We start from the raw sequence: 16,013 nt of genomic DNA on the forward strand, positions 1-16,013 counted from the left end.
ATATAAAGCAAGGAAAACAGATAGTTTATTTGTGAATTACGGATTCTTTGGCGGCTTTGGGGTACTGAATAATTGGACATTACAAATACAAATAAAAAAATGGTAAAAATCCTAGTCGTATATTTGAAATTGAAGGGGATTTGAAAAAAAGTTCTGACACAAACGATCGCAGCAGAAGGAGTAGTTGCGTGAGTAAACCTTTAGTATACTTTTTGATACTATGCCACTTTTAAGTGCGTACTTACAAAAAGGATGTTAGTAAATTATAATAAGCATATGCAGTAAATTAATTAGACACCAGAGGAGAATTATAACGTATGAATATCTTAGTAGTAAAAGCAAATAATCGCCCCGCAACTGAAGCGGTTTCTAGTAAAATGTACGAAACGTTTATGACCGAATTAGAAGGAAAAGACGTAAATGTAACAACGTACGATGTATTTGAAGAAGATACACCTTATTTTGGTCAAGAACTGTTTAACGCTTTCGGTAAAGTTCAAAATGGTGAAGAGTTAACAGATGTTGAATCACGCCTGTTAGCTGCAAAACAAAAAGCAATGGATGCGATCTCGGCTGCAGATGTAGTGGTATTTGCGTTCCCATTATGGAACCTAACAATTCCAGCTAAATTACAAACATTCATCGATTATGTATATGCTGCTGGTTTTGCATTTAAATATGACGCTGAAGGAAATATGATTAGCTTAATGCCAGAGAAAAAAGCAATTCTTTTAAATGCTCGTGGCGGTGTTTACTCAGCTCCAGAAGCAGCACCGATGGAAATGGCTGTTAACTATATGCGCAACGTATTCGGTGGTGTCTTCGGAATGCAAATCATCGATGAAGTCGTTATAGAGGGTCACAATGCGATGCCTGATAAAGCGAACGAAATTATTGCTGCGGGAATGGAAGAAGTGAAAGCTTCTGCAAATCGTGTATTAGAAATGGCTGTTCGTGCGTAATATAAAGCTTTATTATATATGAGAAAAAGAGCATGAAATGAATTAGTGGATTTTTGTGCAGGGCTATTGTTTTGCATCGATGACTAGTGTAGTTGCTCAATCTGTATAATGTAAAATAATTGCATAAGAAAAATGTTTTCTAGGGTTCCGCAACAAGTTTGTTGGTCTGTGACCGAGAGAAAACTCACAGTCTTACTGTGTCACGGAAGGATAAAAGCCTGGGAGAAACTGTTTAACAGTTATCTCTCGGGCTTTTTTTGTTTTAAAAAAATATAAAATGAGAGGTGCTATTTGTTTATGAACATAATCTGGATGAAAGTCATGATCGCTGCAATTTTTGAAGTATTTTGGGTTGTTGGATTGAAACATGCGGAGGGCTTTTGGACTTGGACTGGAACAGTTATTGCTATTATCGTTAGTTTTTATTTAATGATTATGGCTAGCAGAAAACTTCCTGTTGGAACTGTGTATGCAGTTTTTGTAGGACTAGGGACTGCAGGAACCGTCTTTTCAGATATCGTATTTTTCGGAGAACCATTTGAAAAAGCGAAAGTTATTCTAATTTTGATTTTGTTAACAGGAGTAATTGGTTTGAAATTAATTACGGAAGAAAATGGAGAAGAAGGAGTGGAATCTTAATGGCTTGGGCTTCTTTGATAGTTGCAGGTTTCTTTGAAATGTTTGGTGTGTTCATGATAAATAAATTTCATAGTGATCATAGTTGGCAGTCGGTGGTGCTGTTAACTCTTGGATTTGGCTTAAGTTTTCTTTTTCTTGCATATGCAATGATTACGTTACCAATGGGGACTGCTTATGCCATTTGGACAGGACTCGGTGCATCTGGAGGTGCAATCTTAGGGATGACTTTTTATGGTGAATCAACAGACTGGAAAAGAATCGTTTGTATCGCGATGGTTTTAGGTTCAGCAATTGGATTAAAACTCGTCTCGTAAAGGTGTGCAAAGCGTAGGGTGCCATGACAGTGTTTGATTCGTACACAGCCACCCTATGTATCCAACATCATGCTGGTTATCGAATGAGTGTCTAGACGTTGAAATAGGTGTCTACCGACATAATCATATCGTATTTATAAAAATATCAACTACTACTTACTAGTTAAGTTGCATTAACTATAAGACAGTCGTATAAAGATAACAATGAAAAATCAATGAACATGTTGATAATTGCATAAGACATATATCAACACACTTATAATGGTTCCAAGCATAGTACAGTTCAATAAAGAGAAGGGTGCAAAAAAAGCGACACCCAACTGGCCAAAGCCTATCGGATGTCGCTTTTTCCTTATTTCATCGGCAAGTCGAATGTGACCGATTTTTCTTTGAATAACTTTTTGGCATTGCTGTCAGCTAATGGACCGAATTGAATCTTTAATTCCTTGAATAACTCAAATTCATCTTTTCGGAAAAGGAAGACGGACAAAACTTCTTCCGATTCGCCAGCCTGTAAGTCACCATGGAGAGTCGGTTCCAGCATTCCTTCTGATAACATTGTGCCGCGGTTTTGGTCTAATATCAATCGTGTATCCATGAAAAATTTTGCAATGGCTTCACTACTACCATTCTCTACTTGGAACTTTGCCGTTAACGCCACGAGTGGTCCATCGCCAAAATTTTTAAATCTTGGAGCGTGGGCAGCTGTCGGCTTGATATCAGCATATTGGACACCTTCAAGTGTAATGGTCACTTCGTCAATTTTCTGTGTTTCATTTATATCTTCTTTTGAGAAAAACAGTTCTTTGTCTGCAATCGTGTCTGTCACCATTTTATCAGCGTAAAGAGCTGAACTTTTCGATGCTTTTTCAGCCCCATCTTCGTTGAAAGGAATTTTAAAGACGGCATCTTTACCGATCCGCTTATTGAAATCATCTTCGAGCATTGGAATGTCAATCGTGAATGTTGGGGCTACCAAGCGCTCATACTGATCCTTTGTCATGGTGTAGGCTTGCATTCCGGTATATTTGCCAGGAGCGAATTGACGGCCGGCCTTGTCTTTATCACCTTTTAGCCAATCATCCCGGTCTACAAGGCCAGAACGCATATATAAGTTTTCTGTACCGTCATCGGATAGCATCATCGTACTCGCATTGAAAAACACATCTTCATCCAATTTGTTTTCAAATCCAAATTTGTATGTAATGACGTATCCTTCATCTTCATCATCAAAATTATGTTTGGCCGATTCATTCATATTTGTCACATGGGCGATCTGGTATTCTTCGATGGCGATGGTCACCTTGTCCGAATAGGCATGTGTTAGATTCGGTTCTGTGTTGGTGAATACGATTTCTATGTCTCCACCCGTCTCTTCTTCCATATACGGATTTATATTTTCAGAGGACTTGTTTTTAGAGGCGTCCGCCGTTTTCAAATCTTTTTCTGTTTCAGGTGTGTCGCTTGCAGTAGTTTCGTTATTTTCCTCTGCAACTTCACTTTCAGGTTGGTCAGCAGCGGATACTTCCTTTTCCTTGTCTTCCGCATTTCCGCAAGCACCAAGGATGAGAATAGCAGCCAATGTACTACCAGTTAAAATCTGTTTTATACTCATTTCTTTGCTCCTTTGTCTACGTTTTTACTAGATAATTATACCAGTTTAACCAAAAGAAAATTGGACTATTTAGAAAACAGTCCATAAGTGATTCATTTAGCGGCATAATATGTGGAAAGTCCTGGTTAACAATAGGGAGCTACTAAGTTGTTGAAAGCTAACTGGATTGTTTCTAGAAAACGAAAATACATTACATGAAGAACATCCTATCTCTAGAAAACACCATATAGAAGTGGTGTTATGTGTGATACTAATTAAATTATTAGAAAACTGTTGACAATCTGAATAAATCATCGTAATATTGCAATCAACAATACATTGCAGACTAAGAATGGAACTAGTAAAAATGCATGTGTCTTTGTAGAGAGTCGATGGTTGGTGAAAATCGGCAGGCACACATTTTGAACTCATCCAGGAGTCACTCCCCGAACTTTCGATCGTAAGGGATGTCGGTTTCCTCCGTTATCGGGATAGACAGTGTTAGCTGTCGATAAGTGGATGTGTCTTTACGGACAGATCAATTAGAGTGGTACCGCGAGTATAACCTCGTCTCTATATTTCGATATAGAGGCGGGGTTTTTTTAATTGAATTCGACTGAATTCAATTGAAGTCTTTGGCGGACGTCACAGATTTTAAGAGGGACTTTTCGAGTATGCCTGAAAAATCTTGACGCAATTACGCCGAAGCATCATTGATTTTATTTTAAATTACAAAGGAGTGCAGGGAAATGAGCAGAAAAATTTGGGTGTTTGATACAACGTTACGTGATGGCGAGCAAGTACCGGGAGCGAAACTAAATCTTTATGAAAAGGTGGAAATCGCGCAACAGCTCAAAAAGTTAGGCGTTGATATAATCGAAGCCGGATTCCCTGCTTCTTCCCAAGGCGATTTTGATGCGGTACAAGCGGTTGCACAAAAAGTAGGTAATACAAGCGATCTTATGATTACAGCACTGGCGCGTGCGGTTCAAACAGATATAGACTCTGTTTATAACGCGGTCAAGTACGCTGAAAATCCTATGATCCATATGGTATTAGGTACTTCTGATATTCACGTAGAGAAAAAATTTAATAAATCAAAAGATCAAATCTTGCAAATTGGCGTAGATGCTGTGAAGTATGCGAAAACACTATTACCGGAAGTTCAGTATTCAACGGAGGATGCCTCACGCTCGGAGTTTGAATATTTATGGAAAACTATTGAAGCTGTTATGAAGGCTGGTGCGACTATGATTAACGTACCGGATACGGTAGGTTTCGCAGAGCCTGAAGAATTCGGTGCGATGATTTATAAATTAAATGATCGAATGAAAAACTTGAATCCTGATGTTTTATTGAGCGTCCACTGCCACAATGACCTAGGCATGGCAACAGCGAATACACTGGCTGCCGTTAAAAATGGTGCCGATAAAGTAGAGTGTACGATTAACGGGATTGGTGAACGTGCGGGCAATGCAGCATTGGAAGAAGTGGTCATGGCATTAAAAACTAGAAGCTCTATTTATAACGTCAATACACGTATTAACACTAAGGAGATCATGAACACATCTCGTCTTGTGTCGAGTTTTATGGGGCTCGATGTGCAAGTGAACAAAGCGATTACGGGAGACAACGCCTTTGCTCATTCATCTGGCATTCACCAAGATGGCTTACTGAAATCAAGAGATGCTTATGAGATCGTTCATCCTGAAGATGTAGGTCTTGATGATATGGAGCTGATTCTGACAGCGCGTTCTGGAAGACATGCTGTGAAAAATGCTCTTGAAAAGCTTGGTTTTAGTCAGTTAGTTCCAGAAGATTTCGAAGGGATTTTCGAAGGCTTTTTAGCATTAGCAGACGCGAAAAAAGAAGTGTATGATCATGATCTATATGTGATCGTAGAAAACTATTATGAAAAGCATGAAAAGGCGAATGGGACCCATTATAGCGACCACTTCTTTGAATTTGAAGATTTACAGGTCGTCAGCAATTCTAGCTTTCCTTCTGCCAGCGTGAAGATTCGCAAAGGTGGAGAAATCTTCAAGTCGAGTGCAGTCGGATCGGGACCAATTGATGCTCTCTATTCCGCAATTGCTGACATTACCAAAATTAGCGTCAAGTTGGTGGAGTATGATATTAGCAGCGTTTCACGCGGAAAAGACGCGCTGGGTAAAGTGAAAATCACGATTGCACACGAAGGAGAAAAATATATCGCGAAAGCGGCAGATACAGATATCTTAAAGGCAAGTGCATTAGCTTATATGAATGCCGTAAATAGCGTGATCGTAGCAGGACTAAAGAAAACACCTGTGAATAGTTAACATTATGCAGTGTAGGTAAAGCTTTAGAGAAAAAAACAAGTTCTCAAGTCATTCCTTATTTGACGAGAGCTTGTTTTTTGTTTGTTAATAAGGGTAGATATTAAATAGTATTCTATTATACTTGTAACCTTATTCGTTTTGAAACGACTACTTAGATGAAAATGAAAAAAGGAGCTGTTTTCTATGAAAATGAAAAAAGCCGTACCATTTACGATGTCTGCCTTACTTCTCAGCAGTGCTATCGTACCAGCTGCAGTGTTTGCAAATGAAGGCGAGCAATCAGAAGAAAAGCAAGTGAAACCTTCATTTGTACAAGTAGGAGGAACGATTGAAGGCGTGGAGTCACTTGACCATGCGACTCTTTATTCAATTAAGAATGGGGAAGAGACAAACGTATTGGCTGTAACGAAAGATACGCTAATCTTTGATAATACTGGCAAACAGGTAGAGTTGAAAAAAGGCGATAAAGTCGTTGGTTATACCGATGCGGATAAACCGATGATCATGATCTATCCTCCACAGTACAGTCCAGATGTTGTAATTGTTGAAACGGAAAAGATGGGCTCTGTAGCGGTTGGGAATTTTGATGAAGAGTTATTGAATAAAGATCTCAAGTTACAATTACATGTAGATGAAAAGACTGATCTCTCAAGCGTTTCAGGTAAGAATGTGAAGGTGGAAGATCTTGCAGATAAAGACTTACTAGTTTTCTATACGGTAACGACAAGAAGCATTCCAGCCCAGACAACTCCAGAAAAAGTTGTTGTTCTTGATGGGAATATAGGTGACACAGATTCAGGAACAAACTCTGTCATTGAGGATATGATTGCTGCCGATCATCACATGGTGAATGGAGTGAAAATGGTGCCACTACGCGCACTTGCCGAAGAACTTGGCTATACTGTCAAGACAACAGGCAAAGGAGCTATTGTATCGAAAGAGGCAAAATCCTTTACGATTACCCGTGGTGAAAAGAAATATGGCTACAACAAATCCATACGTCAATTTGAGGTAGCACCTGATTTGCTTGAACCAAACAAAACATATGTATCTGTTGAGCTTATTGCTGAATTAATGGAATAAGTAATATCCCGAAATAAAGACAAAAAAGAAGAGGCTGTCGCTGAAAGTTCACTTTCAGCGACAGCCATTTTCATGTGATTGGGCAGGAGAGGTAGAGGAGCGCGCCAAAGTCATGTCGAACCGATCGAAACTCCATCAGGCCCGCGCCAAAATCTTGTCGAACCGATCCAATCCCCATCAGGCCCGCTCCAAAGTCATGTCGAACCGATCGAAACTCCATTAGGACCGAGCCAAAGTCATGTCGAACCGATCCAATCCCCATCAGGCCCGCTCCAAAGTCATGTCGAACCGATCGAAACTCCATCAGGCCCGCGCCAAAGTCTCGTTGAACCGATCGAAACTCCATCAGGCCCGCGCCAAAGTCATGTCGAACCGATCCAATACCCATCAGGCCCGCGCCAAAGTCTCGTTGAACCGATCGAAACTCCATCCGGACCACTCCAAAGTCTCGTTGAACCGATCGAACCTCCATCAGGCCCGCGCCAAAGTCTCGTTGAACCGATCGAACCTCCATCAGGCCCGCGCCAAAGTCACGTTGAACCGATCGAACCTCCATCAGGAGCGCGCCAAAGTCATGTCGAACCGATCCAATACCCATCAGGCCCGCGCCAAAGTCATGTCGAACCGATCGAAACTCCATCAGGCCCGCGCCAAAGTCTCGTTGAACCGATCGAACCTCCATCAGGCCCGCGCCAAAGTCTCGTTGAACCGATCGAACCTCCATCCGGAGCACTCCAAAGTCTCGTCGACCCGATCGAAACTCCATCCGCACCGGCCCGCACATGTCTTCTATTGAACAACTATCTAGAATGAAAAAAGAGTCATCTGAGAAGGTGAAAGAAAATCACTTCTCGGACAACTCCTTTTGCTTTTACTCACGCATAAATATAAAAAAGATATTCCTGCCCATTCTTAATAGGATCTTGCGCAAAGGTATAACCATGCGCCAATGCTTCCTCTGGAACGTTGCGAAAAGAGCCTGGGCAATCCGTGATGACTTGCAATAATTCACCCTTTTTCATTCCCTCTAGTGCTTCTAATGTGTAGATAACAGGGTAGGGGCAAGATTCTCCACGTAAGTCGAGTGTGAAATCCGCTTCGTTGTTAGTTTGCATGTTCTTTCATCCCTCTCTTCATGATCAACTTACGATGATAACGTTTTTCAGAGTAAACCGTTAAGGTATATAGCACACCTAGCATAGTGAGTGTTAGAAGAATAGCACCGACCGGACCAATTGATTCTACTAGGTTTATTTTTGCACCGCTTTTGACTAATACATTATATATACCTAAATGATCCCAAGCGTAAGCAAGGAAAGTAGCACCGATAATATTACCCACAAAAACGGGCAGGAAAAGGACCTGACCTTCCATCAGTCTGTACATCATTCCTGTTTCACAGCCAGAAGCCATGACAATACCGAGTCCAAACAACGCACCGCCAACAAAGGTACTCAGAGCAGCGATTTGAGTGATTGGCGTCACGTCATATATAGAAATAACAATAATAGTTAGAACAGAGCTAAAGGCCATACCAGCAATAATAGCTTTTGCCATTACACTGCGTCCGACAAGAAACAGATCACGGAATGCGGAGGTGAAGCAAATTTGTCCACGTTCAATGAGAATACCAAAGGCGAGCCCGAATAGTGCGCCTAAACCAAGAAACTTTTGGCCCGTTGCAAAAAAATAGATGATCAGACCGAGATAGACGATAGCGATTACGCTTCCGATATATGGTTGAATGACACGGCTGTTGACCTTTGATGGTTTTGAAGCACCCCGTGTCAGGGATGGACGGCCTTTCCACCAGCGTGTTTTGGTTAGCTTTGCGCCGAAGAAAGTTCCGATTCCGGTCGCGACTATGAAAATCCATGAGTGTATAGAAAACTGAGGAACACCTGTGAAGAAAGCTGCCAAGTTACAGCCTAGTGCTAATCGTGCACCGAATCCTGCAATGATCCCACCGACAAGTCCTTGAACATAGCGGCGTTTCTGTTGCGGGAGACGGATTTTAAAACTATTACTAAATAACACCATGAGGAGAGCGCCAATAAACATTCCCCAAACCATCCAGCCATCGGGTCGGTTCCAAGTCGTTCCTTTGAGGTGTACCATGTCAAAATATTGCCAGCCAGAAATGTCTACCCCGAATAGCTTCAGGATATCTCCTCCAAGCCGAGTGAATTCGCCGGTTACTGCCCAAACTGTTGAAGTTAAGCCAAAGTACAAAGCACTAAGCGCACCAGCAATCAGTAGGACTACATAGGGATTCCAATAGCGTTGGAAAATCGTTTGCATCAAAGTTTTCATGTCTTGTTGCTCCTCGTATAAAGTCCTTTTTCTAGTGTAATCTTAATTGAGGAGAAATCAAGTGAAATTATGATCAATTCATTTAGAGTGTAAAAAATTATCCTATTAAAGTAATTACAGTGAATTCAAGCAGATCAACTTACAAAAAACCTCATAACCGGATATCATTCTGAAAGTTGAGCACAAAATGATCGGCTTCATCGTAAATGGCAAAATGGTATCCTTGTTCTTTATAAAAGTTGATGATTTCGGGAAGTACTGCCAAGGTTTGTGTTTTTTCGTGCATTAAGATGATTTCTTTGTCTTCATTTGTGCCATGTTTAATGTTTTCTATTATTTGAGCTGGATTGTCTTTTAATTTCCAATCCTGAGAATCAATCGTCCAATCCCATACTTTAATACCTGCATCCACAAGTTGTTGGCGTATTTGTTCATTTTTTAAACCTGGTGCAGAGCCATAGGGAGGGCGAACTAAGTGGGGGGATTCACCGGTTAGTTCATGGATCAGCGCTAATGTTTCTTGCATCTCAGATACAAACTGGTTTTCTTTATATAAAGTGTGAAAATCATGCGTCATACTATGACCACCGATGTAATGTCCTTCTACTACTGCGCGTTTTACACTTTCTAGTAAATGTTCTTTTTTCAGGTTATTTCCCTGCATGAAAAATGTTGCTTTTACATCATACTCTAGCAAGACGTCTAAAAATTCATCTGTCAGTCGGCTGGGACCATCGTCAAATGTGAGGTATACTACTTTTCCTGTTGGCTTTTCCTCTACACTAGTTTCTTCTTTAGATTGTTCTTCCTCTTGAGGAATGGGAGCTTCTACTTTTTCTGTTTCTTCAGGTACGATAATTATTTTGGGAGCAGAAAAAGACTTTCCTACAAAAAATCCAGTGAAAAAAATTGGGATTAGCATAATCAGAACCGTAATGAAAAATCGTTTTCTAATTCTCTTTCTTCGTTCAGCATATTCATCTGGTGGTATTTTCATTGTCATCTAATCCTCCTGGGGCTGTTTTTCTCTTTCAGCTAGATACTGAAAGAGGGAAGTATCTTATTTATATGAAAAACTATGAGAATGTCATGATTTATGTATTGCAACGTAGCAGACCATACGGTATCAGCTACGTTGCTGTGCAAAGAACTTAGTTAATATATGTGTCACTGACCAATAAGTTTTTGAGGATCGATGAAGGAATTTCGAACGTTACGATACCCATATAACCAGGCGCGACTTCGTATTTGTCAAATGAAATCATCATTTTATGATCGGCAGTAATATAGAAGTTTTGATCTGGTCGAATTGCTTCGAAGTCCGGTACTGTTTCATCGGACAAGAAGTAAGAGATCTCTTCGTCTACCGACATTTGTCGTACCATTTCACTTTTGATATATGAACTGATGACATCAATATACGTATCATCTTTAAAAAGACTTGGCAGTGTGATGGCAATGTTTTTCTGCTTATCAATTGTGTCGTACTTCATAGTTGTCGAAGACGAGCCAACTATGTTCTCGACATAGCGAGCAATCGAAAGAAGTTGATCGGTATCCGTTTTTACTTCATATCCCGTGCTGATCCCCATATGGCCATTCCCTGCTTTTTTCATTTCATCAACTTCTTGTTCGAATTGTTTGTAGAGCGTTTTGTTTTCATCGATATACTTTTCATTCAATGAAGCCTGTAGCTCTTCGTTTTCCAAACCACTGATGGCAGGCGCAGAAAGGTCAGCTTGATAGGTCTCTTCATCCATCGTAAGTTGTTGAACAGTAAAAACTTCAACAATGGGACCTAAAACAGGTACATTTACCATTGCTTGTGCAAAGGTAGAGCTTACGTTAATGCTAACAAAAAACAAAGCTGCCGCAGCGATCGCTCCAATCGACCATTGTTTAATAATGGGACGCTTCTTTTTAGGTGCTGTAGCCTGACGAATTGAATCCTCAACCAAAATCTTCAATTCAGTTGGTATCTCTATTTCCTCATATGCTTTTTTCAACTTATCCATTTCTTTCATAGTGTAAAATCATCCCCTATCTCCAGGCGTAATTTGTTTAATATCCGATACAGCCTAGATTTAATCGTATTAATGTTTTCATCCATTACTAGTGCGATTTCTTCAATTTTTAGATCTTCGAAAAAGCGAAGAATAATTAAAGTCTTATCATACGGAACTAGTTGATCGATGGCGTCTCGTAAATCCATATCAATTCTTTCATCTGCAGCTTGAGGCAGGTGTATGTTGAGGATATCCGCATCCATCACGGTCATCCGTTGATGTTTTCTGATGAAATCAATCGAAGTATTGATGAGAATTCGATAAAACCACGTTTTTAAATAAGTGATCTCTTCAAGGCGATCAATTGATTTCAGTGCTTTAAAAATAGCTTCTTGAACAATATCAAGCGCATTCTCTTTATTCTTGACATAGCTATAAGCCAATCGATAATGTGATTCTTGATTTTTTATTATAAAATCTTCTACTAAATCAAACTTCTCTTTTTTTGTCATGACAAAAGATTCACCTTCTCAAGTTTTTAACATATCGCGAACACGTTATAGTAATTTGACGGGCGATATTCAAAAAAAGTTTTGATAATTATCAAATCGTGCGGAAAAGTATAGAGTTACATGCAATCGTTCTTCATTTCTGGGGCATCTGGTCTGCTGTCGGAATAGACTGTTAAGAAACTCATTGAAACAGGATGGAGAAAGGATGAGACATTGAACAAGCTGCTAACGAAATCAAACGCAGCTTTATTGTTCTTAGTCCTGCTTTGGGGTGTCAGCTGGCCGATATATAAGGCATCCGTCGTTTATGCGCCTCCCTTATTGTTTGCAGGTATGCGTGCTGCGTTAGGTGGATGTTTAGTAGCTCTTTTGATTTTACCCATGAGAAGAAAATTGAAGTGGCGGAAGAATTGGCGGAAGTACTGTATTTCTGCGTTGTTCAACACGATTCTATTTTTCGGTTTGCATACAGTAGGTCTCAATCATTTGCCTGGTGGACTTTTCTCGGTATTAGTCTATTTTCAGCCAGTTCTTTTAGGATTGTTTGCTTGGGTTTGGTTAGATGAGAATATGTCATGGATAAAAGTGGTGGGTCTCATAACTGGTTTTATTGGGATCATCATCGTGAGTATTGACGGTCTCACTACGCATATTTCAGTGATAGGTGTGGTATTAGGAGTACTTACGGCAGTTTTTTGGGCATTCGGAGTGATCTACGTCAAGAAAGTCAGTCATGAAGTCGATGCTTACTGGATGGTGGCGATGCAGTTTACGATAGGCGGCATGGCTCTTCTCGCTGTGGGTTCGCTTACGGAAAGTTGGTCAGCCATCGAATGGAACAGTATGTATCTATTTGGACTTGGATTCGGCGGCACAATGGGTATACCCATCGCCTATATTATTTATTACCGGCTCATTAATGCGGGAGAAGCGAGTAAGGTCGGTGTATTTACTTTTCTCGTTCCGGTTATTTCAGTATTCATCAGTACGGTATTTTTAAGAGAGCCGATTACGCATAAATTGATCGCAGGATTATTGCTTGTTGTGGTCAGTATTTATTTTGTGAACTACCAAAAACGTATTACACGATTCGAACCCACCAGCAAATAAAAGACCTGAGATCGGCAGAGAGCCGAACTCAGGTTTAGGAAACGAAATAACTGTAAGGCATTCAAGTGAATTATTTTAATGATCGATAATCGTTAGCAGTTCTCGAATATCTGTCCGATCTTGCGGTTCAGGTACGTGTTTTGGATAACCGATCATGAGGGTCGCGACGACTTTCTCGCCTGGTTTTACACCGATTGCCTCTCTGAAAATAGGGTCGTATATCCAATCGTTTGATCGCCAAATCATTCCGATGCCACGTTCCCAAGCAGCGAGCTGAAAGTTTTGAATCAGGGTGGAGACTGCTCCGTAATCTTCATCCCATCTCCTTTGCCGCGGATCTTCCGGCATGATCACAACGAGATGGAGGGGAATCTTGCGGAAGTAGTCTGCTTTCTTATTTACTTTTTCAGAAACTGCGCCATCCGTTTTTGGCTGGGAATCTATATAGGACTGAACAAACTTTTCTTTCCCTTCACCCGTATATAATTGAAATCGCCAAGGTTCGGTGAGCTTGTGATTCGGAGCCCACTTGGCGACATTCAGCAGTTCAATAAGTTCCTCCACGTCAACTGGTTCTGTTTTAAATGCCTTAATGGATCTTCTACTGATGATGGCTTTTTCTACATCATTTTTTCCTTCATAACTCATAGATGGAAACCCCTTTCTATTGCATAGATAGACGAAATGAAAATCATTATCAATTACAATCGTATCATGAATGAAAATATTTACAACTGGTTTACGTCAGGATGTCCTACTAATATGTTAAAATTAAATTAGTAAACTGCAAGTAGGGGGGACGCGTTTATGTCACCTGAATTACAGGATCTCAGTATGATGATCCTGATTGTCTTAATGATCAATGGGTTATTTTCGTTTTTCTACAGAAATACAAAAAAGATCGATAAAGGTTTTACCATCAGTTATCTTAAATTGAGTTATAGAAGAAAAATGGTTAGAACTGTTTGGATGTTTCTTGCCATGCCTTTACTCTTATTGTTTATAAAGTTTGTTGGACAGATGACCAAAAACGAAATTCTACTAATCGGTATATTTCTTTATATACTTCTTATTATCCAATTTTTTTATAATGTATATAAAATGCGGAATGATCATAAGTAATGAGAAACGAAATCGAAAAGACCCACTGAGCAAATCGCCAGTGGGTCTTCCAATTCGATGTGTTCCTGAATGTCTGATTTAATTCCCGTAATAAATCGGAGAACCAGGTCCTAAATCGATGCCGAGTAGCATCCAAACGATCAGCGTCAAGCTCCAGAACAACAAGAAGAACATGGAGTAAGGGAACATGACGGAGACCAACGTACCGATTCCCATTTTTTTATCATACTTCTGAGCAAATGCGATAATAATCGCAAAATAAGTCATCAGTGGAGAAATAATATTGGTGGATGAATCCGCCACTCGGTACGCCATTTGAGTCAATTCAGGTGAATACCCAAGTTGCATCATGATCGGCACGAATACCGGTGCCATCATGGCCCATTTTGCAGAAGCACTGCCGATGAACAAGTTGATGAAAGCTGCTATGAGAATAAATAACAATAGTAAAGGAATTCCTTTAAGATTAATACTGTCAAGGAAATTTGCCCCATACACACCTAACACCAAGCCCATATTTGATTCAGAGAAAAATGCAACGAATTGACTTGCAGTGAAAGATAGCACGATGAACATGCCCATTGCAGACATCGTTGTCGACATCATGGCAGCTACGTCTTTATCATTGCGGATCAGTTTTGTTACTTTACCATAGACTAGTCCTGGTACAAAGAAAAGAAATGCAATGATTGGCACGAGTGACTGCATGAATGGTGATTTGATGATTGGCATATCTGCTTCATCTCCACGCAACGGTGCGCCTGGTAGTAGCACGAGCAACGCAACTAGAATCCCGGCAATTACAACTGAAATACCAGCCCAAACCAGACCTTTTTTCTCAATACTAGTTAATTTTTCAACTTTTTCACGATATTCACCATTGTATTCACCAAGGCGTGGTTCCACAATTTTTTCTGTAACCCACGCACCTACAACTGTAAGTACAAGTACCGAAAATGCAATGAAATAATAGTTCATGGCGATATTCATACCGTCTGCATACTCCGGATTGATGATGGCTGCTGACATAATCGTTAATTCACCGAGAAGTGCGTCTGTACCAGAAAGTAGCAAGTTCGCACTGAATCCGCCTGAAACTCCTGCGAAGGCAGCAGCTAGACCGGCCAACGGATGTCTACCGAGAGCCGCGAATAAAACAGCTCCAAGGGGTGGCAATACAACATATCCAGCATCTGAAGCAACACTTGACATAACACCTGCAAAAACTAATCCGAGTGTGATCAAGCGTTTAGGAACAGACATCACAAATCCACGAAGCAATGCACTGATTAACCCAGATCCTTCAGCTACTCCAATACCAAGCATTGTAATCAACACGACGCCAAGGGGCGCAAAGCTGATGAAGTTGGATGTCATATTCGTAATGATATAGTGTATTCCTTCACCGCTGAGCAAATTATGGACTTCAATCATTTCTCCTTCTTTTCCCGGGTGGGCGACACTTATGCCGAAAGAAGAGACGATTGCCGATAATACGATCACTAGAAGAGCAAGAAGCGCAAATAATGTCACCGGATGGGGTAATCTATTCCCAGTTTTTTCGATCATGTCTAAAAACTTTTGGAAAAACCCTCTTTTCTCTGTCTTCATAAAGATCTCCTTCCTCTATTAAAATACTATTCAATATTTAAAAAAATAAATAATTTTTTAAACTGAATTCAGTATATAGAAGAAAGTTCTTTAATTGAATACTTTAGTGAAATAATTAAATTGGAAAAATATATAAACTTGTGACGTTATAGGGAATGTTTTGATAGTTTTGAAATGATAACCGCCTGAGAATGAAAATTCAAGAGTTAAACTTAGTTATCAATAACTTATGAGGACTTTATGACATGCTTAGCATAGAAACGTTTCGACATAATCGATGGCAAATAATTTTGCTCTAAAAGTAATCGGGAGTCTTTTTAAACAATGGACTCCATAGATATCTTTAATTTCCTTTTTTATATGTAACCTCTTTAAAGTTTTCCATCTCAACTTAGGTATTTGTCATAATCCATGAAAAAAATCCTA

The 16,013-nt window shown here is 40.0% G+C and carries 15 protein-coding genes, 1 riboswitch and 1 other annotated feature; of the genes, 6 read left to right on the forward strand and 9 right to left on the reverse strand.

The features are described from left to right. Positions 1-317: 317 nt before the first annotated feature. The 3 genes from GD002_RS16215 to GD002_RS16225 all read left to right on the forward strand — a co-directional run bounded on the left by GD002_RS16215 (position 318) and on the right by GD002_RS16225 (position 1,915). Positions 318-962 (forward strand): FMN-dependent NADH-azoreductase, encoded by a 645-nt coding sequence (locus GD002_RS16215; RefSeq protein ID WP_153733412.1) that lies wholly within the window; start codon positions 318-320, stop codon positions 960-962. Between the two features lie 128 nt (positions 963-1,090). Then, a riboswitch (guanidine-I (ykkC/yxkD leader) is annotated at positions 1,091-1,189 on the forward strand. A 70-nt stretch (positions 1,190-1,259) separates the two neighbouring features. Beyond that, on the forward strand, positions 1,260-1,601 hold the full coding sequence (locus GD002_RS16220) for a DMT family transporter (RefSeq protein WP_153733413.1): 342 nt from the start codon (positions 1,260-1,262) through the stop codon (positions 1,599-1,601). Continuing rightward, the gene (locus tag GD002_RS16225) at positions 1,601-1,915 is read left to right on the forward strand and encodes a DMT family transporter (protein WP_153733414.1); all 315 of its coding nucleotides are present in this window, start codon (positions 1,601-1,603) and stop codon (positions 1,913-1,915) included. The genes GD002_RS16220 and GD002_RS16225 overlap by 1 nt, the downstream gene beginning before the upstream one ends. Before the next feature lie 352 nt (positions 1,916-2,267). Here GD002_RS16225 and GD002_RS16230 read toward each other — a convergent pair whose 3' ends face one another. Continuing rightward, positions 2,268-3,530 (reverse strand): DUF5068 domain-containing protein, encoded by a 1,263-nt coding sequence (locus GD002_RS16230; RefSeq protein ID WP_153733415.1) that lies wholly within the window; start codon positions 3,528-3,530, stop codon positions 2,268-2,270. A 318-nt stretch (positions 3,531-3,848) separates the two neighbouring features. Further along, positions 3,849-4,087: a binding site (T-box leader), on the forward strand. 171 nt (positions 4,088-4,258) lie between these two features. On the opposite strand from GD002_RS16230, the gene GD002_RS16235 reads away from it, so the two are divergent. Together GD002_RS16235 and GD002_RS16240 are read left to right on the forward strand one after the other, a co-directional pair. Beyond that, positions 4,259-5,830: a 2-isopropylmalate synthase gene (locus tag GD002_RS16235; RefSeq protein ID WP_153733416.1), complete on the forward strand. Its 1,572-nt coding sequence runs from the start codon at positions 4,259-4,261 to the stop codon at positions 5,828-5,830. A gap of 183 nt (positions 5,831-6,013) precedes the next feature. Continuing rightward, on the forward strand, positions 6,014-6,913 hold the full coding sequence (locus GD002_RS16240) for a stalk domain-containing protein (protein WP_153733417.1): 900 nt from the start codon (positions 6,014-6,016) through the stop codon (positions 6,911-6,913). 70 nt (positions 6,914-6,983) lie between these two features. Here the strand turns inward: GD002_RS16240 and GD002_RS16245 are convergent, their stop codons facing one another. The 6 genes from GD002_RS16245 to GD002_RS16270 all read right to left on the reverse strand — a co-directional run bounded on the left by GD002_RS16245 (position 6,984) and on the right by GD002_RS16270 (position 11,744). Continuing rightward, positions 6,984-7,637: a hypothetical protein gene (locus GD002_RS16245; protein WP_153733418.1), complete on the reverse strand. Its 654-nt coding sequence runs from the start codon at positions 7,635-7,637 to the stop codon at positions 6,984-6,986. A gap of 151 nt (positions 7,638-7,788) precedes the next feature. Beyond that, on the reverse strand, positions 7,789-8,028 hold the full coding sequence (yedF, locus tag GD002_RS16250; protein ID WP_153733419.1) for a sulfurtransferase-like selenium metabolism protein YedF: 240 nt from the start codon (positions 8,026-8,028) through the stop codon (positions 7,789-7,791). Beyond that, positions 8,018-9,226 (reverse strand): selenium metabolism membrane protein YedE/FdhT, encoded by a 1,209-nt coding sequence (gene yedE / locus GD002_RS16255; protein ID WP_153733420.1) that lies wholly within the window; start codon positions 9,224-9,226, stop codon positions 8,018-8,020. Before yedE ends, yedF begins: the two co-directional genes overlap by 11 nt. A 151-nt stretch (positions 9,227-9,377) precedes the next feature. Further along, positions 9,378-10,229 (reverse strand): polysaccharide deacetylase family protein, encoded by an 852-nt coding sequence (locus GD002_RS16260; RefSeq protein WP_408020105.1) that lies wholly within the window; start codon positions 10,227-10,229, stop codon positions 9,378-9,380. 148 nt (positions 10,230-10,377) lie between these two features. Next, complete coding sequence (locus GD002_RS16265; protein WP_153733421.1) at positions 10,378-11,250, reverse strand: anti-sigma-V factor rsiV; 873 nt, start codon at positions 11,248-11,250, stop codon at positions 10,378-10,380. Then, the gene (locus tag GD002_RS16270) at positions 11,247-11,744 is read right to left on the reverse strand and encodes a sigma-70 family RNA polymerase sigma factor (protein ID WP_153733422.1); all 498 of its coding nucleotides are present in this window, start codon (positions 11,742-11,744) and stop codon (positions 11,247-11,249) included. The genes GD002_RS16265 and GD002_RS16270 overlap by 4 nt, the downstream gene beginning before the upstream one ends. 213 nt (positions 11,745-11,957) lie before the next feature. On the opposite strand from GD002_RS16270, the gene GD002_RS16275 reads away from it, so the two are divergent. After that, complete coding sequence (locus GD002_RS16275; protein WP_153733423.1) at positions 11,958-12,854, forward strand: DMT family transporter; 897 nt, start codon at positions 11,958-11,960, stop codon at positions 12,852-12,854. A 75-nt stretch (positions 12,855-12,929) separates the two neighbouring features. Here GD002_RS16275 and GD002_RS16280 read toward each other — a convergent pair whose 3' ends face one another. Continuing rightward, positions 12,930-13,502, reverse strand: a complete 573-nt coding sequence (locus GD002_RS16280; protein ID WP_153733424.1) for a nitroreductase family protein — start codon at positions 13,500-13,502, stop codon at positions 12,930-12,932. A gap of 552 nt (positions 13,503-14,054) precedes the next feature. Continuing rightward, the gene (locus GD002_RS16285; RefSeq protein ID WP_153733425.1) at positions 14,055-15,587 is read right to left on the reverse strand and encodes an AbgT family transporter; all 1,533 of its coding nucleotides are present in this window, start codon (positions 15,585-15,587) and stop codon (positions 14,055-14,057) included. Positions 15,588-16,013: the final 426 nt, after the last annotated feature.

Origin of the sequence: Sporosarcina obsidiansis, assembly GCF_009651005.1 — a bacterium.
Lineage (GTDB): Bacteria > Bacillota > Bacilli > Bacillales_A > Planococcaceae > Sporosarcina > Sporosarcina obsidiansis.